This window comes from Sphingobacterium sp. UME9, assembly GCF_014170215.1.
Taxonomy (GTDB): domain Bacteria; phylum Bacteroidota; class Bacteroidia; order Sphingobacteriales; family Sphingobacteriaceae; genus Sphingobacterium; species Sphingobacterium paramultivorum.
The window spans coordinates 170483-190060 of sequence record NZ_LZZP01000012.1 but is presented as its reverse complement, the minus strand read 5'-3'; the positions used below and the strand labels follow the sequence as shown (position 1 = coordinate 190060).

Genomic DNA, 19578 nt, shown 5'->3' with positions numbered 1-19578 from the left:
GAGACAGTGAAGTCAATTTATTGACTTCACTGTCTCTGGTAATCTACTGGAATGAAAATTCGCCAATCCCAATATTGCGCTCCTTATCGCGGTCAAGGTAGATCGTAACGATTTTTCGTTCTTGCTTTCCACTGCTATAGTAGGTATAAATTTCAGCCATGACAGCCGCTGGACCTGCTAGCGTCAGGGAACCATCGTTAAAGAAATCAACTTCAATTTTATATTTTCCTTTTAGTGCTTTTTTCAATAGAAATTGTTCAGGGCCATAGCCGCCAGTAAAGTCATTGCTGAGTCGACCCCCAATCGCTGTGGCGGGATTACTATAAAAGCATTTTTCTTGATTTGGATCAGTTACCCAAAGGTCTATATCGGTGTTTTGTGAGTTCCAATTGATGACAACACGAATGTCAACGGGCAGATCCGCAATCAATTTTTTGTTCACGGTAACTGTGGAGCTTGCAGCTTTGTTTGCTTTAATGATATTATTGATTTCCATAACCAATGTTTCTTCAATACCGTCATCGCGGTCGGCGGCTTCCGGGGAGTAGCTCTGGGTCAAAATTCCATATAATTGTTCTAGTGCTTCCTTGAACATACCTTTGTCTTGTAAGACAAGGGCATAATCGCGGTGGCTTTGTGGATCCATTGGACGCCATTTTAATACCTTAACTGTAATGAATAGTGCATTATCGTAATCGCCCCATTCCCGTAACTTATAAGAGATGGTTTTATAGAGATCTGCATTTTCAATTTGTAAGTCTGCGAGTGCACTTAAAATGAGTAACGCTTTGTCTCGATCCCCTCTTTTGAAAAAGAAGTTTGCGACATCAAAATAAAAAGTTGGCGTTCCCATATACTGATCCCGAAGTTGGAGATAGCTTTTGTAAGGATCTTTAGATTGAATAAGGTCCTGTAAATAGGCTTGGTCTTCTTTTATTTCGGGGATGCTGATTTTTCCACGTATGTTGTTAATGCCGCTTGGCGTTTGTAGGCCAGCTACACGTCCTTCTAAGGATTGAACAACAGCGAATTCCTGAAGAACGTCCTCAGATGCGGCCGCCCTCGCCAGTTCGCTGGTTGCTGCATGGGTAGTGCTTGAATTGCCAGTTGCCGAGATGCTTTTCGCTAAGGTTCCGTCAGATGAACGCGATTCTAAGGCTAGCGTGGGAGCTGCAGGACTAGCTGTGGGGCGCGACGGAATGGGTGGAACAATAACATTTGGAGCGAGTTCTTCTTCGATGGCCATATAATCTGCAGATTGAAGCGACTTATTCCGTTTTGGGTATTTCTTTTTTTGCTGAAAATCGGTATTCCACCAGGACTGAAGCTGTTTGGTAATGTCTTGAGCCTGATCCAACAAGTCTGCTACACGTTCTTCCTTTGCTATGCTTTCTTCTTTTATGAGCCGATTGAATTCGGAAAGCAATTCGGCAGGTGGAGTTATTGCATAACGTATGTAATCTTCTACAGTTTCCAGTACAATTAAGCTGGTATTTCGGGTAACAATACCGAACTGTTTACCAAGGGTTTCAATTTCTTCACGATTGTCTTCGTATTGAAGATCCAGCGCTTCAATTTTCTTTTGTGCCCAGATCTGCTGTAGGTCAATTTCACCATGGTCAGGCTGCAGAGCTATACTAATCTCTTGTGGTGCTTGTTGCCCATCTCCTACAAGTACTGTGAGCTGCTTCAATCCGGGGCGTTTCCCTAAGCCTGCGATAGAAAAATTGGCTTGTATTGCGGAGCCTTTTTGAGGATAAACTTCCTCAAAATCATTTTTTTCTTTTATCCCCAGGTAAATCAGGTTTATCGTATTTAGCTTATGATAAGCTTCAGTTATTGAGGTATTGGCTAAATTGATCATCTTTCCAATATGTTTTTGGGCAATTTGTTTTAGAACACCATAGTCCGATCCACTGGATGAAGTAATGCAATAGACTGGATTGTCAAGGCTCATTTTACTTTGACCAAATGTAGAAAGGCCGTCGCTAAACAGCAGGTAATTGCTGGCCTGTATTACACCTGCCTTTATTTGGCTATAGTCTGTACCGCCATCGTAATCAATTCCTTTGATGTAGTTTTTGAGATCATTCCAATTACCTTGTCTTACCTGAAACGTATGCCCTTTTACAAAGCGGATGTCCAATAAGCCCAGATCAACAGTCATATTGGGGTTTTCTTTAAAAAAGAGATCTAATAGTGCGAGTTCCTTTTCTATATCTCTATTTTTACTGCTGAGCGAACGGTCCCATATAATTCCAATGCTGTGCCCCCATTTTTTCTGAACAGGTTTTGTAGAGTTTACCGTTGCATTGGCAAGAAAGTAGAAGGTTTTATCGCCATTTGCTTGAAATAGGCCTGATGCTTCCCTGTTGTCTGTCGGCAGTTGAATGACTAAATTTCGTTGGGATTTAAACTGTTGTTTATGTAAAGAAGCAGTGTAATTGCTGTTATGTTGTGAGAATGCCAACGAACCATCTGGTTTCTCTGTGAAATCTGGCTTATGTGTGTCTTGAAAGACATGAATATCCAAGGCGAAATTTTCTATGGGGGACGTATAGTTTAAGGGTAAAAGGTAGTAACGAGCCTGATCGGATTCAGTTGTCAGATTTTCTGAATAGCTAATCTGAACGGTGCGCTTTCCATTCGCTGGTAATGGGTAAATTCGAGTTCGGAAATTATTTCCTTCGACTTTTTCCAATAGACCCGGATCGACCCGGCGTGTTTCTATACTTTCAAATATTTCGGTTCCTTTATTTTTATCGACTGGAACTGCTTGGCGTAATTTGCCGTTTATATCTAAGGCGTAGCCGCTCACGGAGACACCTTCGGGCATAGGGAATGTCAACTCGCCCTCGAGATCGCGATTGGTCTTATTGTCGAAGACCATTGTCATCGTCGTTTTGGCTATACTTCCGAAGATCACGACATCTACTTTTAGGTCTGCCAACATCACCTTGTTTTGCTGGCCATCGTCATTTTTAATTTTTAAGCTGGGTATTTCGCGTGTAGTTCTGATCTGAGATTTCGTATCCACATTGGAAAATACCAAAATTATGCAAAGGGCAACTATGATCTTTTTCATCTTTCTATGTTTAGTAGGTGAGGGCAGAGAATGTACCGTTGATTCGCTGCACAATTAGCTATTTATTTTTCTAGTGATGCAGGAAAATTCAAAATTCCATAACCGAGGGTATTTAATTTTTATAGGATGTTTTTTACGAGAGATGCAGTTTATTTAAACTTATGTTAATGATTGGCTAATATCTGGCAATTATGTTTGCATCAGTATTCGGACAGCCAACCAAGCATAGGTTTAAACTAACCGTACTGTTTTATCAGATATGCAAGGCGACAGGAATAAAATTTGGCTATTCGAATAAACCTGAACAGCAGTAAACATTATTTGAAAAATTTGTACAGATGAAAAAAATATACAGTGTACTGGGGATGGCCCTATTGTGTGCTTCATGTAGTAAAGATGATGTGTCGCAGATTACTGACCCGATAGAACTGACCTATCCGCAAAAGGCAATAGCAACAGACCCAAAAGTATTAAGTGATATTAATGGTGTAAAAGTGTATAATGGAGGCTATGGGTCTTCGATGGTCCAAGATCCTACTGATAAATCTATATTTTATCTTTTAACTGATAGGGGACCAAATATTGATGGGACAGAAAGTGATAGTAAAGTATTTGCTACTCCGGCATTTGCACCACAGATTGGTAAATTCAGATTAAAGGAAAATACGCTAACATTGGAATCTGTTATCGAATTGAAAAATAAAGATGGTGTGAAATTGAATGGCCTGCCAAATCCTGAAGGGAAGGGTGGTTCTGGAGAAAAAGCATTGGGGGTTGATGGTAAAGATCTAGGGAAAAGTGAGGATGGAATCGATTCAGAGGGACTAGCGAGAGCGGCGGATGGTTCTTGGTGGGTCAGTGACGAATACGGACCACATATCGTTCATTTTGACGCTTCGGGAAAAGAAATCGAACGGATTAACCCTTGGTCTACGGGTAAAAAGTTGCCTTTGGTATTTGCCAAACGTCGTCCTAATCGCGGAATGGAAGGATTGACGCTTACGCCTGACGGTAAAACACTGGTCGGAATCATGCAATTTCCGCTGTATAATCCATCTAAAGATGCGATTAAAAATTCGTTGGCAATCCGTATTGTTACGCTCGATATTGCGAGTGGCGCCACGAAACAGTATGTCTATATGATGGAGCGTACCGATTTGCAGGCTGTAAGTGAAATTGCTGCCGTGAGCAATTCAACATTTATTGTATTGGAACGTGATGGGGAATACGCGACAGAAGCAACTCGCTCTACTGTATTTAAGAAAATTTATAAAATTGATCTTTCTGGCGCAACAGATATCTCGGATGCAAATAATACCGCAACTGGGAAATTATTTGACGGTAAAACTGTCGAGGAACTCAAAGACGCAGCTACATTGGCAAAATATAATATTAAACCAGTCAATAAGACATTGGTTGCCGATTTAATGACTGACATCAAGGAATTGTATCCGCATGATAAAGCAGAGGGCTTGGCTGTCATTAATCCATTCATGATCGCGGTATGTAATGATGATGATTTTGGGGTGACTGGAAAAGGCTTCTATGAGTCGAAAATATTGCCTTACATAAAGACTGTAGACAAAAATAGTATTTATTTTGTTCAGCTTAAGGACCCATTGAAATAGGGACTAATTACTGACTATAAAAAGGGTCCGTTGAATTCTCAACGGACCCTTTTTATGATTTTATACGGTCCAAGCTTGTCTCCTTATTATTAAAGATTAAACGGTGGCTTGGCGTATCACTGGTACGACCTCTCTGTTGAGCGCGGCCTACTTTTATGCATTTATTGTCGCCAGGAAGTCTTTACTTTCAAGCTCTGAATACCCCATTAGGTATTCATCGACTTTTCGAGCACATTCGCGTCCTTCGGAGATGGCCCAAACAACAAGCGACTGGCCTTTGCGGCAGTCTCCGGCAGTGAAGATATTGTCAATTGTCGTTTGGTAGTCTTTGTCATTTGCAAGGATATTTCCTTTTTCATCTACACGAACACCTAACTGTTCTAAGAGCGTATGTTCAGTATGTTGATAACCAATAGCCAATAATACGAGGTCTGCCGGTATTTCACGGATCTCGGATTCTCCTAAGCGGGTTCTTTTTCCAAATTCATCAACTTCGTATTGAACCTCTTTGATTTTTATAGCTTTGATATGGCCATCTTCATCTTTAATAAATTCTTGAGTTTCTGTAGCCCAAAGTCTTTCACAGCCTTCTTCTTGGGAAGAGGAGGTTCCGAATGTGAGCTTGTCCATCGGCCAAGGATTGTTCTTTAGACGTTGTTTAGATGGTGTAGGTTTGCGGGCAATCTGTGTGATACTTTTTGCACGATGACGATTGGATGTACCAATACAGTCTGATCCGGTATCACCGTCACCGATGACAACAACATGTTTGTCTGTTGCCAAGATACGGTCTTGTTCGACTGCAATTCCACTTACTTCTTTATTCTGTTGGGTCAAAAAGTCCATGGCAAAATGTATGCCTTTAGCTTCATGTCCCGGTAATTGCATGTGCCAAGGAACGGTTGAGCCAGTGGCCAATATAACTGCATCATAAGCTTTTAATTCATAAAAGCTTATGTCTCTGCCAACTTCTGTATTAACCTTGAATTCTATTCCCGATTCTTTCATGAGATTGACACGGCGATCAATCACTGATTTTTCTAATTTAAAATCGGGAATACCATAGCGGAGTAAACCTCCAACCTGATCATCACGTTCGAAGACGATAACATCGTGACCGGCCTTATTGAGCTGAGCGGCAGCAGCTAATCCTGCTGGACCAGAGCCAACGACAGCGACGCGTTTGCCTGTCTTTAAATAGCTTTTATGTGCTTTGACATAACCCTTTTTAAAAGCAATCTCAATAATATGTTTTTCGATCTCCTCAATAGTGATCGGAGTACTGTGTATGCCAAGTACACAGGCTGATTCGCATGGTGCCGGACATATTCTACCTGTAAATTCGGGGAAGTTATTGGTGGAGGACAAAATCTGATAGGCCTCTTCCCATTTTCCATCGTATACGGCATCGTTAAACTCGGGGATGACATTGCCCAGTGGACAACCTGAATGACAAAATGGAATACCGCAGTCCATGCAGCGAGCGGCCTGCTTATTTAGCTCGTTCTCAGAATACCCTTTATTGAATTCCTTAAAGTGCTGTACGCGACCTTTCACAGCTTCTTTTGTCGGAAGCACGCGCTCAAATTCTTTAAAACCTGTAATTTTTCCCATGATCTGTGCTTCCTATATTATGCTTCAACTAATTTTTGACGAATGACATTTTTGTATTCTCTTGGGAATACCTTAATGAATTTATTTTTTTCTCTTGACCAATTTTGTAGAATGAAATCTGCTCTGCGGCTATTGGTGAGCAAGATATGACGTTTTAGTAAGGCGATAATTGCGGTTTCGTCTTCACTTTCCAATGGATCCAAGTCGACCATTTCCTGATTACAGTTTTCGCGGAAATCTTCGTTAATGTCGTAGATCCATGCGATACCACCGCTCATTCCGGCCGCAAAGTTACGACCCGTTGCCCCTAAGATCAGCGCACGGCCCCCAGTCATGTACTCGCAGCCATGGTCACCAACACCTTCAACTACAGCTGTTGCACCTGAGTTACGTACGGCAAAGCGTTCACCGGCCTGTCCGTTGACGAATAGATGTCCGGATGTTGCTCCAAATAGCGCAACGTTACCGATAATGATATTATCTTCCGGTACAAGGGCACTTTCTGCAACTGGATAGATTGCTAACTGAGCTCCTGATAGTCCTTTTCCAACATAATCATTGGCTTCACCTTGTAATTCAAATGAAAGACCCTTTGTTGAAAATGCACCGAAACTTTGTCCTGCCGAACCTTCAAATTTGAAATTGATGGTATTGTCAGGTAGACCTTCAGAACCATAGAGTTTTGAAATTTCATTGGACAACATTGTTCCGATCGTACGGTCTGTATTTTTGACCTTAAAGGTGCCAAATACAGGAGTTTTGCTGTCTAAAGCCAATTTTGACTGTTTTAGGAGGCCCCAATCCAAAATCATGGCCATACCGTGATCCTGCTCTTCGGTATTGTATAACGATTGTCCAGGCTCGTTGCGTTCCACATATAGAATGTCTGTGAAATCAATTTTCTTAGCTTTCCAATGGTTTATATTCTCGCGTTTTTTCAAGAATTGAGCTCTTCCCACCATTTCGTTGATGGTACGGAAGCCTAGATAAGCCATAGTTTCACGGACTTCCTCCGCGAGGAAGGTAAATAAGTTGACAATATCTTCTGGTTTTCCAGAGAATAATTTGCGCAGTTCTGGATCTTGGGTTGCAACACCTACAGGACATGTATTCAGGTGGCATTTACGCATCATGATACAGCCGCCGGCAACCAATGCTGCTGTAGATACGCCCCATTCCTCAGCGCCCAATAGTGTAGCGATGATGATGTCGCGACCTGTTTTTACCTGGCCGTCCGCTTGTAACACGACACGACTGCGCAATTTGTTTTTAACAAGTGTCTGATGCGCTTCTGCAAGGCCTAATTCCCAAGGTAGTCCAGCGTGTTTGATTGAACTGATTGGAGATGCACCTGTACCACCATCAAAACCTGCAATAAGAATGACGTCGGCATGGGCTTTTGCAACTCCGGCAGCAATGGTACCAACACCTGCTTTAGAGACCAATTTTACGTTGATTCTTGCTTGACGGTTAGCATTCTTTAGGTCAAAGATCAGCTGGGCTAAATCTTCGATGGAGTAAATATCGTGGTGGGGTGGTGGCGAAATCAGACCGACACCCGGTGTAGAGTGTCTGGTTTTTGCAATCCAGGCATCCACTTTGGGACCAGGTAATTGACCTCCTTCTCCCGGTTTGGCACCTTGGGCCATTTTGATTTGTAGTTCGTCCGCTTGTGTCAGATAATTGGACGTGACACCAAAACGAGCCGAGGCAACCTGTTTAATTGCCGAGCGCATCGAATCTCCATTTGGAAGCGGTTGATAACGCAATTCATCTTCTCCACCTTCACCAGTGTTCGATTTTGCACCGATGCGGTTCATGGCGATGGCAAGGGTACTATGCGCTTCGTGGGAAATTGATCCAAAGGACATCGCTCCGGTTGCGAAACGTTTTAGAATTTCACTAGCAGGTTCTACTTGCTCCAATGGAATAGAATTGCGATGTTTTGCAAAGTCCAACAATCCACGAAGAGTAAACATATGTTCCTTCTGCTCGTTGATTTTCTGTGCGTATTTTTTATAGGTTGCGTAGTCTCCTGTGCGACAAGCCTGTTGCAATAGGTGAATCGTGTCGGGATTCCAAAGGTGGCCTTCACCGCGGCGCTTCCATTGGTAAATACCGCCTTCTGGCAATAGATTTTGCGGTGTACGGCTTTTTTCAAATCCACGCCAGTGTTTTGAGAGGGCTTCTTTGGCAAGATCATCTAATGTCATGCCACCGATACGTGAGACTGCTCCGCAGAAAAATTTATCAACGACAGATTTGTCGATGCCGAGTACTTCGAAAATCTGCGCTCCGTGGTAGGATTGCAATGTGGAGATCCCCATTTTGGAGAAAATTTTCAACAAACCATTATTGACGGCCTTGACGTAGTTTTTGGATAATTCTGGCCAAGTGAGCTCTGTATCTAAGGTATTTTGTTCCTTCATCGTACGGATGCTCGCCAATGCCATATAAGGGTTGATCGCAGTGGCACCGAATGCCAATAGGCAGGCAAAATGGTGCACTTCCCAAGCATCACCGGCTTCGACCACGAGACCTACAGCACCACGGTTACCTGTTTTGATCAAGTGGTGATGGACCGCTGAAACAGCAAGTAATGAAGGTATAGCTGCATGTTTGGAGTCGATCGCACGATCTGAAAGAATTAAGACTTCAAAACCATCACGTACGGCATCATCCGCATAACGGCACAAGCGTTCCAGACCTGCTTCCAATGATCCAGGTTTACCATCTGAGCGGAAATAAGACTGAATGGTTTTTGCTTGGAACAATCCTGTATCAATCGAGCGCAATTTCTCCAGTTCTTTGGAGGTCAGGATCGGATGCGGCAAAGTCACACAGTGACAGAATTTTTTGTCTTCGATCAAGATATTGCCTGCATTACCGATGAATGTTGCTAAACTCATGACCAAGCGTTCACGAATCGGATCGATTGGTGGATTGGTTACTTGGGCAAAAAATTGCTTAAAATAACTTGAAATATGCTGTGGTTGATCGGAAAGAATGGCCAGCGGAACATCGGACCCCATTGAGCCTGTCGGTTCGTACCCTGTCAATGCCATTGGGGTCAGGATGGTTTCCAGATCCTCGCGGGAGAAGCCAAATGTCTTTTGATATTTGAAAACGGAATCTTTGGAAAGATAGGTGTAGGTTACACGGGGTTCTTCCAATTCTTCCAGTTTGATTTTGTAATTGTCCAACCAATCGCTGTAGGGCTGCTGGTTGATCAGTTGATCTTTTACTTCGTTATCGGTGAGGATACGCCCCTGTTCCATGTCGACAAGAAAAATCTTGCCTGCTTGTTGACGGCCTTTTTTGATGATGGTAGACTCTTCGATCGGAAGCGCTCCCGCTTCAGAAGCAACAACGACGCGGTCGTCTGAGGTTACGGCATAACGTAGTGGACGTAAGCCGTTGCGGTCTAATGTAGCGCCAATATGCTTACCATCGGTGAAGCAGAGTGCTGCAGGACCATCCCAAGGTTCCATCAACGTTGCGTGGTATTCGTAGAAAGCACGTTTTAAAGGGTCCATTTGCGTATTGCCATCCCAAGCTTCAGGGACCAACATCAACATGACATGGGTGAGACTACGGCCGCTGTGTAAAAGAAGTTCCGCTACATTGTCGAGGCAGGCCGAATCGGACTGACCACGGTCAACGATTGGAAGTAAGATTTCCATCTCTTCTTCCGTAAAATAGGGTGATGATAAAGCGCGCATACCTGCATAAAACCAATTCAGGTTACCTGTCAACGTATTGATCTCCCCATTGTGCGCCAGCATACGGAACGGCTGAGCGAGGGACCATGAAGGGAAGGTATTGGTGGAAAAGCGCGAGTGAACTAAGCCAAAAGCAGATACCACACGAGGATCGCGTAAGTCAAGATAATAAGTTCCGACCTGGTATGTTGTTAATTGACCTTTGTAAATAATTGTTTTGCAAGAAAGCGATGCAAAGTAAAGGGGGAGAGGGTATTCTTGTTGTTGTTTAACTTTTTGAATGATCAGGCGACGTAGTACAAAAAGTTTGCGTTCAAATTCTTCAGTGTTTGAAACGCCGTCCGGTCTGCTGACAAAAAATTGGACAATTTCAGGTTCTGCACTGAGCGCTGTTGGTCCAATACCTTCACGATTGACTGGTACTGGACGGTAGCCAAGGAATTTCATACCCCTTTCTGCTGCCGCTTCCTCAATCAAATCCCGACATATTTTGTTCATGTCTTCTTCTTTAGGAAGAAAGACCATACCTGTGCCATAATAACCTGGCTCTTCCAGTTGTATACCCAAGTTGATACATTCTTCCCATAAAAATTCATGGGGAAGCTGGATCATGATACCTGCTCCGTCACCACTTTCTGGGTCACAGCCACAAGCACCGCGGTGCTCCATATTTTCCAGCATGGTTAATGCATCTTTTACTTGTGCGTGTGATTTATTCCCTTTGATATGGGCGACAAAGCCTACCCCACAGGCGTCATGCTCAAAATTAGGGTCGTAGAGGCCCTCCGTTTTCGGTCTTTGTTGAATCATCTTTCCTTTTCAAATATTATACATTGCTAATATAGGAATAAAAAACGTAAATATTGTAAATATTCCAATGAAAATGTGTTTAATTTGATTTTATCATTCCTTTTGATGTGTTTTGTTGCTGATATTGTATTTAATATTCATTGCTATTAATACAGTTTGATGCGTAGCTGAATAATGCAACATTTGGCAATATTTTTTTGTCGGATATGGAAAAAGCATCCCAAGATTGCGAGAATATATATAAATTAGGCAAAGTATTGCATATCCTTTTATGCTGTATCGACATGGCTTAACTAAAGAGAATGAGATGAAAATAACGGAAATTGAAATTTATCGACTAAGCATTCCTATGGAACCTTTTGTCATTGCGACAGGGACAATGGACTATGCGCAAAATACTTTTATACGTATATATACCGATGCCAATATATATGGTGTGGGCGAATGTTCTGCCTTTCCGATGATCGTTGGAGAAACACAAGATACTTGCTTAGTTCTGGCAAGAGATTTTGCAAAGATCTGGAAGGGGCGCGATCCTTTGGCCATTGAAGAGCGTTTGGCTGAATTGGATTTGTATATTGCCAGTAACAAAACGATCAAATCGGCGTTTGATATGGCCTTGCATGATCTGGCTGCCAAACATGCTGGTCTGCCGCTTTATCAGTTTCTAAAGGGAACGAAACGAGAGATTACGACAGATATCACTTTAGGAATTGCATCTCCGGAAGAGATGGCGCTGAAGGCAAAGCGTTTACAGGACGAAGGTGCGGTCATGTTGAAAGTTAAACTGGGGAAGGAACCAAAAACGGATATTGCGCGTATTCGTGAAATACGTAAGGCTGTTGGATTTGAAATGCCTATTCGCGTGGATGCAAATCAAGGCTGGTCTTACGAGGGGGCAATAGAAGCATTGCAGGGGCTGGAGCCTTTTAAGATACAATTTTGTGAGCAACCAATGCGTACCTGGGATGACGAATATTTACCGCAATTGCGCACAGAAACTATTGTTCCCGTGATGGCGGATGAATCTGTTTATTCTCACCATGACGCAGAGCGCCTTTGTAAAGCTGATGCTTGCGACTATATCAATATTAAATTTTCGAAATCAGGAGGTATTCAAGAGGCCTTAAAAATTAATCATATTGCCGCTGAATACGGCATTACTTGTATGATCGGAGGGATGCTGGAATCTCGCTTGGCTTTGGCTGCTAAAGTACATTTCGCTTATGCTGCCCCGAATGTCAAGTTTTTTGATCTAGACACTTGTATGGTTGGCCATCTGGAGGATCCTGTTATCGGCGGTATTCAGTATGACGGATACAAAATACATATCTCAGACCACATTGGAATCGGCGCAGATATAGACCAAACTTTTTTAGATCAATGCGAGAAATGGATCATTTAAATTGGAAAAAAAATTATGAATAGTATGAACTGGGGAATAGGGACACAAGAGATTATTGTCCTGATTATTATTGTTATCTTTTTGGTGGCGGCCTATTTGTTTTTCTCTAAGTTGTTGAAAAAGTAGGTTTTAATAGCCTTTTTTTTGATTGAATATCTTCTGTAAACTTATTTTTCAGTTTTGTAACTTATTTTTAAGTTGTAAAACTGAAAAATAAGTTATAGCTTTATGTTAGTATAAACAACGTATCAAATTATGGAAGAATTAACAAAAAAAGAAGAGGAAGTCATGCAGGTTGTCTGGAAGCTCAAAGAGGTCTTTGTCAAAGATATTATTGAGTATCTGGATCCAAGTAGTTCCATACCCTATAATACAATCTCCTCGATTGTAAGAATATTGGAAAAGAAAGGGTATGTAGGTTATAGGGCCTTCGGAAAAACTTATCAATATTATCCTTTGATTTCGAAGATGCAATACCGAAAGTTATCATTCTCAAGAGTGCTCGATCATTATTTTGATGATTCGGTCGAGAATTTACTGTCTTTTATGGTAAAAGAAAAGAAGCTTTCGGCAGAGGATATTCAGAAAATAGAACAACTCATCAAAAAACACGAAGATCATGAATAGCTTACTTTATTATTTATTAGAAGTTAACTGCAGTCTGGTAATCGGGGCAGTTCTTTATTTTCTGGTATTCAGACAGCTTTCATTTTTTCAATGGAACCGTTATTTTATCCTGGGTTTATGTTTGTTGAGTCTGCTTCTGCCATTTGGAACTGTACGTTTGGGCGAACTATTTCTTTCGTCGTCAAGTTCAGTGCTCGCTTTTGAACAATCGAACACAGTTGCCCATTCGATAGGAACTTCGGGTGATCTCGTATCTGAAACAGAAATGGTCGATTCTTTCTGGCATTCCTTTTCGATTGGATATGGCATTGCTTATGGATATCTGTTTGTATCTTTTGTTTTGTTGTGCCGCTTTGTGTTACGCTATATCCACTTAGGCCGTCGTATTGGACAGCTGAGTCAGTATAAATTTGAAGGGTTTACGATGGTTGCTCCCTTTGGACATTATGCGAATTGTTCAGTTCAGCATGTAATTGTTATGGAAGAAGATCAGCTTGATTCGGCAGATGGAAAATTAATTTTTGAACATGAGAGCCAGCATATTTTTTTTAAACATCGCTGGGATAAATTGTTTATTGAAATTTTTCGTTGCCTTTTTTGGCTAAATCCATTTGTTTATTGGATGCGTAGACAGCTCTATTTGCTGCATGAGTATCAGGTTGACGAGGTGTTGGCCAATCGATATGGTAACAGCGGATATGCCCGTTTTCTACTGACTTTAACACAGCAGGCCTGTCCTGCTGGATTGCAGAGCAGTTTATTTAACAATAGGCATGAGCTGGTCGAACGGGTTCAGGCCATGATGGCAAAACCTTCCTCTAAAAAGAAAAGATGGCAATATGTATTGACCGTTCCTTTATTAGGCCTTTTACTGCTATTTTACTCTTTTATTAATCCCCCGAAGAGCGTTTGGTTTTCCGCATCTTTAAATGGGAAAAAGAATCCGTCTAAAACGATCATCCTTGACCCCGGACACGGAGGGAAAGACACGGGGGGGATTTCATCTTTCGGATTGGAAGAAAAATCATTGACCTGGGAAACCTGTTTACTTTTGAAACAGGAGCTGGAGCGCAAGGGGTACAACGTAGTGTTGTCAAGGGCTGCTGATGAATATAAATTACTCAGAGACCGATCGAACTTTGAAGGGGATTTATTGCTATCGATCCATTTCGACAATGTAAAGGACAAACAATCTCTTCCCATTCGAATATTATATCAGTCGGGGGTTAATCATACGATGCTAGAAGAGCTTAACCGCAAATTTGCGTTTAGTTTGGGACAAAGGCTGCAACAGAATGGACTGGCTGCGAGTGCTCCGGCGATAAATACAAAGCTAGCGATTTTACGTGGTGCTAAAATACCGGCGCTTCTCCTTGAGCTGGATAACATCAATGCTATTGATAAAAATGTGAAACCTGACTTTGTCAATAAACTAGCCCACGCTATAGATCAAAGTTTCGAATACTAAGCACTAATTTTCGTTTATATCATGAAGTTTAGGATACTCTTATGGTTATCCATGGCATTGCCATGTCTGTTATCGGCACAAATGGTTCCCAAAACTAAACAGCAATTAACTGACAGTACGATGCTGCGGAATAATGGATCCGATTCAAAACGGATAGATACAGTGCTTGTAGTGGGATCAAGGCCTCTCGAACAGCAGCTTTTGGACCGGGTCCGTATTCGACCAGGCAGCAACCCCGTTTTATTGAATGGAAATACTTTCGCTGTTTTAAATGCCATTCCGAGTATAGAGGTAGACGAATTAGGTAACTTGTCGTTACAGGGAAAAACGGGCGTATTGATTACCATCAATGGCAAGCAGACCTATCTAACCGGAACTTCCTTGGTCGGCTATTTAAAATCTATACCGGCAAGCTCTTTAGAGAGCATTGATCTCATGACTATACCACCTGCGAAATGGAGTGCGGAGGGGGCTGGTGGGGTAATTGATATTCGTTTAAAAAAGGATGTACTGAAAGGTCTAAAAGGAAATGTTTTTTTAGGTGCATCAAAGGGTAGGCTTTGGAAGTATAATAATGGCGTGAGCCTTCAGTATGGAATGAAGAGATGGTCCTTAAACTCCAGTTTTTCCGTTGCACGCTCTTCGAATTATTTTGATGTTGACCGCAAGCGTGAACTTGCGTATAGTGAAAATGTTCATTATGTGATCGGACAGCTGAATAAGGAAACGAATAACACACAGGAATTAAATGGTCGTTTGGGTATGAATTATCGGATCGACAAGCAGTCGTCTGTTGAACTGAGCTGGAATTATCTTCGTAATAATTATAAAGAGATAGGTGTCTATCAAAATGATTTTTCAGCTGATGGAACATTGAAGCAATCCACTGCTTCAACGAGTAACCTGAGAAATCCGCTGCATAGAAATAGTATAAATCTTCACTATGATTTTGCTGGGGAAAATAAGAATAAAGCGCTTCAGTTCGATTTTGATTATTTGCGTTACAGCAGTATTAGGAAACAGGACTTGAAGACAAAGACAGTACCTTTTTTTTCTGACCAGCAGGAGCAGCAGCAATTTTTGCGCTCAAATAACCCGTTCTCTGTTGATCTTTTTGGTATCAGGGGTGATTTTCAACGGAAACTTAGCGGGTCCTTTTCTATGGAAGCAGGCTTTCAGGCGAGTCGGTCCCAACGTCAATCGTATGGACATTATCAAAAAGGGGAAAAAGAGTATGTAATGGCCGACGATGATAGCCTAGAAAATACTTTTAAACAAACCGAATACCTGGAAGCGATTTATACGGATTTTCAACTAAAACTTGCGCAATGGGAGATTAAATTAGGTGTACGTGCTGAATACGCACAATTTCAGACGAAAATTGACTACATAGATAGAAACACGAATGGGAGGAAGCAAATGTTCAATCTATTCCCGACCGTGTTTGGTATTTATCGAATAGCTGAAAATAATGGTCAAGCGGTACAGGTCGCGTATGGGCGAAGAATATCACGACCTAATTATCAAGATCTGAACCCTTCCATTTTCTTTTTCGATCCAAGCACAACCTATCAGGGTAATGCGCAGCTTTCTGCTCAATTGTCAGATAATATGGATCTTAAATATGTTCATGGTCAAAAATGGAATATTGGACTTTCTTTGATCAATCATCGAAATTATATCTCCATGGTCCATCAGCTTAGTGAGCAAAATTATACGCAAACCTATCAGAATATTGCCGGTGTTAAGAGTGCTGCTATCTCGATGAATATGGGAAAAGCCATTGTTAAAAATTTGATGCTCTATGGTTTTGGTCAGATTCAATATATACATTATAAAAATATACCAACGGAGTTGAATGATCTTCTGATCAATCGGGGGATTTGGTCCTTTCAGAGTAATCTTATGATGCAGTTAAATTTACCTTATCAAATGACTGTAAATTGGACAAACTCATACCGGACTAATGTGCTTTATGCACAGACAGTTATAAAACCTTTATATGAAATGCATCTGGCGGTCAATAAGCAATTTTCGAATGCGTTAAGTCTTGCGTTGACAGTACGGGATCTGTTTCATAGCCGTGTTTTGAAACGAGAGATTTTGGGACAGGGATTCAACATTTATTCTAAAACAGTGGTCGATTCAAGAATTATTGGCCTAAATTTTAACTATACATTTGGCCTTTATAAAAAGCAAAAGGTCAAACAGACTTCAATTGAAGGAGAAGTGTCACGTTTATAATCGCAGCATTGGAATACCATTCTTTTTACATTTGTTAAAAAAATGTGGTCTATACGCGTTTTGAATCTCTATTGGGACGAAAATAGATTATATTCAGTACCTTTGCGGTACTTATTATTTTATAAAAGTTAGAAAATATCATGAGTACTCAAAAAGGACCTATTTCTCAATTTATTGAGCATAATTACCGTCACTTTAACGCAGCTGCATTAGTAGACGCTGCAAAAGGTTACGAGGAACATCTATTAGATGGTGGAAAAATGTTGATCTCTTTGGGAGGTGCAATGTCTACTGCTGAATTGGGTGTTTCTTTGGCAGAAATGATCCGTCAAGATAAAGTACACTTTATTTCTTGTACTGGTGCTAATTTGGAAGAGGACGTGATGAACCTAGTCGCACACTCACATTACAAAAGAATCCCGAATTATAGAGATTTGACAGCTGAGCAAGAAAGAGAGCTGTTGGATAATCACTATAATCGTGTTACAGATACTTGTATTCCGGAAGAGGAAGCTTTTCGTCGTTTGCAAAAACATCTTGAAGATGTTTGGCATGCTGCTGAGGCTAAAGGCGAGCGTTACTTACCACATGAATTTCTTTATCAGGTTGTTAATTCAGGCATATTAGAACAATATTATGAGATCGACCCGAAAGATTCTTGGATTGTTGCAGCAGCTGAGAAAAATTTGCCGATTGTATGTCCGGGATGGGAGGATTCAACGACAGGTAATATCTTCGCTTCCAATGTGATCAAAGGTAAATTGAAGGCAAGTACAGTAAAATCGGGTATCGAGTACATGATTTACTTGACAGAATGGTACCGTAACAACTCGGCAGGTAAAGGTGTTGGATTTTTCCAAATCGCAGGTGGTATCTCTGGCGACTTCCCAATCTGTGTAGTTCCGATGATGTATCAAGATCTTGAATGGGAAGAAGTACCTTTCTGGGCTTATTTCTGTCAAATTTCGGATTCAACAACTTCGTATGGTTCTTACTCTGGTGCTGTTCCAAACGAGAAAATCACTTGGGGCAAATTAGATATTGATACACCTAAATTTATCGTAGAATCTGACGCGACGATCGTTGCGCCATTAATCTTCTCGTATATCTTAGGTCATTAATCTTTTTGACATATAGAAAGGAGCGATTCTTCGCTCCTTTTTCTTTTCTCTTTTTCTTCTTTATCTTTACTGTCTAATATTTCTTTTCCCGATGAGCAATCTTACAACAGATAATCCCGTTGCACTTCAGACCTTAATGGATGAAACAATCTTTGGAAATGGTTTTGATTTTCAAGCCGATCTGTCTGCACATCCTTTACAGGAGGAGAATAGTGCTCATGCGCAAGCAGCTGTTGTACAAGCATCATCGACAACGAAGGATACCTCGTATGTGGCAGTGGGGGTAGGTGCGGAGCAGGCCGCTGTGGCTATTGAGACCGGCAGGGACGGCGATACTGTTAACCATCTGGAGGTATTGGGTGGTGAATTTATATATCAAGGAAATAAGGATCAGGGAGTACTTTTTATTTTACGCTACGAGCAATATCCCTACTTTTCTCCAGCCGCATTGGACGCTTTTGAAAAAACAATTGGTGCCTTGAAATTGACCAAAGAGACCGTTGCGGTACTCAATTTGGCAAATTCCCATAACCCGAATGATTTTAAGCGCATTATGCAGTTTTTCCAACCAACTAAGATTATATTGTTGGGTGTGGAACCCGCGTCTTTGAAACTTCCATTTATTGAACATAATTCCTACATGAAAGGCCGTATTGCAACGGTTTTTAATACGTTCAGTTTTGAAGAGATGTTTGTCGATGTGAATAAAAAGAAGCTGTTCTGGAACGAATTTAAGACCTTTATTGTTTCTTGATTTTTATCAGATACTTGTTACGAATAAAAATTGGGATTTAAGAGGGAATGTAAGCTCTTAAACCCCATCTATTATTTAATCTTCTTTGTTATTAATTTGGCAAGGGACTTTGCAGTTTTAGCGTAACCCTCAGCTATTCTGTCATTGGAATTGGGTATCCCGACGAAATCAAAATCTCCAGAAAGAGCTTTCATTTTTTGTGCAAATGAACTGCTTGGCGACACCATCGCTAAGGTAAGCAGTAAATGAACTGCTAAAGAAAACTCTTTCATTATTTTTTATTGGGTTAATAGCTGCCAAATATAAGTTTTATTACAGAATATATATATCGTAATGCTTATTTTTGGGGGTGTGACTTCATGGAAAGATCGTAGCCCGCTGCAAAGTGAGGAGCACTGTCGATAAAGCGAAAGAACAAACAAAAAACTAAATTTGAAGAAGATGCTAGAACTTGTATTTGCAACCAATAATGCCCATAAATTGGAGGAAGTCCAAGCGATCGTGGGGAGTGCTTTTATCATTAAAAGTTTAAATGATATTGACTGTAACGATGATATTCCAGAGACAGGAGTGACCTTTGAGGAAAATGCCCAGCAGAAAACGGACTATTTGGTGAACAAATATGGTCTTTATTGTTTTGGAGATGACTCAGGCTTGGAAATTGATGCATTAAATGGTGAACCTGGAGTTTACTCAGCACGTTATTCCGGATCGAGGGACATGGAAAAGAATATTGATCTTGTCCTTGAAAATTTAGGCGATAACCCCAATCGTACTGCGAGATTCAAAACAGTTATTTCATTATATTTGAATGAGCAGCAGCACTTTTTTGAAGGAAGTATCGAGGGGAAAATTATTGAAGAGCGTAAGGGTATTGATGGTTTTGGTTATGATCCCATTTTTATTCCGAATGGCTATGATAGAACGTTTGCCGAAATGACAGCTGCGGAAAAAAATAGCATTAGCCATCGAGCGATTGCTGTAGGTAAACTCGCTGAATACTTAAAAACAAAATAGGTTAATATTTCTTTCAATTAGATTAGAAGCAGGAGCTTCCGATTTACTCGGAGGGGATCGTAATTTGATAGGATCGGTTGAAG

12 protein-coding genes are annotated in these 19578 nt (G+C 41.1%); 8 read left to right on the top strand and 4 right to left on the bottom strand.

All coding sequences use genetic code 11. From position 1 onward, the window contains the following. Positions 1-43 precede the first annotated feature (43 nt). Positions 44-3085, bottom strand: coding sequence for a VIT domain-containing protein (locus tag A9970_RS18280; RefSeq protein ID WP_182983295.1), 3042 nt, complete (start codon positions 3083-3085; stop codon positions 44-46). Between the two features lie 338 nt (positions 3086-3423). On the opposite strand from A9970_RS18280, the gene A9970_RS18275 reads away from it, so the two are divergent. After that, positions 3424-4713, top strand: a complete 1290-nt coding sequence (locus A9970_RS18275) for an esterase-like activity of phytase family protein (protein ID WP_220801649.1) — start codon at positions 3424-3426, stop codon at positions 4711-4713. Between the two features lie 153 nt (positions 4714-4866). Here the strand turns inward: A9970_RS18275 and A9970_RS18270 are convergent, their stop codons facing one another. Further along, positions 4867-6327: a glutamate synthase subunit beta gene (locus A9970_RS18270; RefSeq protein WP_182983294.1), complete on the bottom strand. Its 1461-nt coding sequence runs from the start codon at positions 6325-6327 to the stop codon at positions 4867-4869. A gap of 17 nt (positions 6328-6344) precedes the next feature. Continuing rightward, positions 6345-10859, bottom strand: a complete 4515-nt coding sequence (gene gltB / locus A9970_RS18265; RefSeq protein WP_153846038.1) for a glutamate synthase large subunit — start codon at positions 10857-10859, stop codon at positions 6345-6347. A 307-nt stretch (positions 10860-11166) separates the two neighbouring features. On the opposite strand from gltB, the gene A9970_RS18260 reads away from it, so the two are divergent. From A9970_RS18260 to A9970_RS28730, 6 genes are all read left to right on the top strand, one after another. Next, complete coding sequence (locus A9970_RS18260) at positions 11167-12264, top strand: mandelate racemase/muconate lactonizing enzyme family protein (protein WP_182983293.1); 1098 nt, start codon at positions 11167-11169, stop codon at positions 12262-12264. A gap of 255 nt (positions 12265-12519) precedes the next feature. Then, positions 12520-12891 carry a BlaI/MecI/CopY family transcriptional regulator gene (locus tag A9970_RS18255; RefSeq protein WP_182983292.1) on the top strand — a complete coding sequence of 124 codons (372 nt, stop codon included), beginning with the start codon at positions 12520-12522 and terminating at the stop codon, positions 12889-12891. After that, a complete protein-coding gene (locus A9970_RS18250; protein WP_182983291.1) occupies positions 12884-14359 on the top strand; it encodes an N-acetylmuramoyl-L-alanine amidase in 1476 nt (491 codons plus the stop codon). The genes A9970_RS18255 and A9970_RS18250 overlap by 8 nt, the downstream gene beginning before the upstream one ends. Before the next feature lie 21 nt (positions 14360-14380). Further along, on the top strand, positions 14381-16603 hold the full coding sequence (locus A9970_RS18245; protein ID WP_182983290.1) for an outer membrane beta-barrel protein: 2223 nt from the start codon (positions 14381-14383) through the stop codon (positions 16601-16603). 140 nt (positions 16604-16743) lie between these two features. Continuing rightward, positions 16744-17724, top strand: coding sequence for a deoxyhypusine synthase family protein (locus A9970_RS18240; RefSeq protein ID WP_153846032.1), 981 nt, complete (start codon positions 16744-16746; stop codon positions 17722-17724). 91 nt (positions 17725-17815) lie between these two features. Then, the gene (locus tag A9970_RS28730; protein ID WP_259655430.1) at positions 17816-18478 is read left to right on the top strand and encodes a hypothetical protein; all 663 of its coding nucleotides are present in this window, start codon (positions 17816-17818) and stop codon (positions 18476-18478) included. A 71-nt stretch (positions 18479-18549) separates the two neighbouring features. Here the strand turns inward: A9970_RS28730 and A9970_RS18230 are convergent, their stop codons facing one another. Next, positions 18550-18750 carry a hypothetical protein gene (locus A9970_RS18230; protein ID WP_153846031.1) on the bottom strand — a complete coding sequence of 67 codons (201 nt, stop codon included), beginning with the start codon at positions 18748-18750 and terminating at the stop codon, positions 18550-18552. Positions 18751-18919: 169 nt separating this feature from the next. Between A9970_RS18230 and A9970_RS18225 the strand changes: the two genes are divergently transcribed. Further along, positions 18920-19495 carry a non-canonical purine NTP diphosphatase gene (locus A9970_RS18225; protein WP_153846030.1) on the top strand — a complete coding sequence of 192 codons (576 nt, stop codon included), beginning with the start codon at positions 18920-18922 and terminating at the stop codon, positions 19493-19495. The last annotated feature ends 83 nt before the right edge of the window (positions 19496-19578 follow it).

Bases quoted from the DNA above. Each gene is read 5' to 3' on its own strand.
- A9970_RS18280 (WP_182983295.1), bottom strand. From the start codon at position 3,085: ATGAAAAAGATCATAGTTGCCCTTTGCATAATTTTGGTATTTTCCAAT.
- A9970_RS18275 (WP_220801649.1), top strand. From the start codon at position 3,424: ATGAAAAAAATATACAGTGTACTGGGGATGGCCCTATTGTGTGCTTCA.
- A9970_RS18270 (WP_182983294.1), bottom strand. From the start codon at position 6,327: ATGGGAAAAATTACAGGTTTTAAAGAATTTGAGCGCGTGCTTCCGACA.
- gltB (WP_153846038.1), bottom strand. From the start codon at position 10,859: ATGATTCAACAAAGACCGAAAACGGAGGGCCTCTACGACCCTAATTTT.
- A9970_RS18260 (WP_182983293.1), top strand. From the start codon at position 11,167: ATGAAAATAACGGAAATTGAAATTTATCGACTAAGCATTCCTATGGAA.
- A9970_RS18255 (WP_182983292.1), top strand. From the start codon at position 12,520: ATGGAAGAATTAACAAAAAAAGAAGAGGAAGTCATGCAGGTTGTCTGG.
- A9970_RS18250 (WP_182983291.1), top strand. From the start codon at position 12,884: ATGAATAGCTTACTTTATTATTTATTAGAAGTTAACTGCAGTCTGGTA.
- A9970_RS18245 (WP_182983290.1), top strand. From the start codon at position 14,381: ATGAAGTTTAGGATACTCTTATGGTTATCCATGGCATTGCCATGTCTG.
- A9970_RS18240 (WP_153846032.1), top strand. From the start codon at position 16,744: ATGAGTACTCAAAAAGGACCTATTTCTCAATTTATTGAGCATAATTAC.
- A9970_RS28730 (WP_259655430.1), top strand. From the start codon at position 17,816: ATGAGCAATCTTACAACAGATAATCCCGTTGCACTTCAGACCTTAATG.
- A9970_RS18230 (WP_153846031.1), bottom strand. From the start codon at position 18,750: ATGAAAGAGTTTTCTTTAGCAGTTCATTTACTGCTTACCTTAGCGATG.
- A9970_RS18225 (WP_153846030.1), top strand. From the start codon at position 18,920: ATGCTAGAACTTGTATTTGCAACCAATAATGCCCATAAATTGGAGGAA.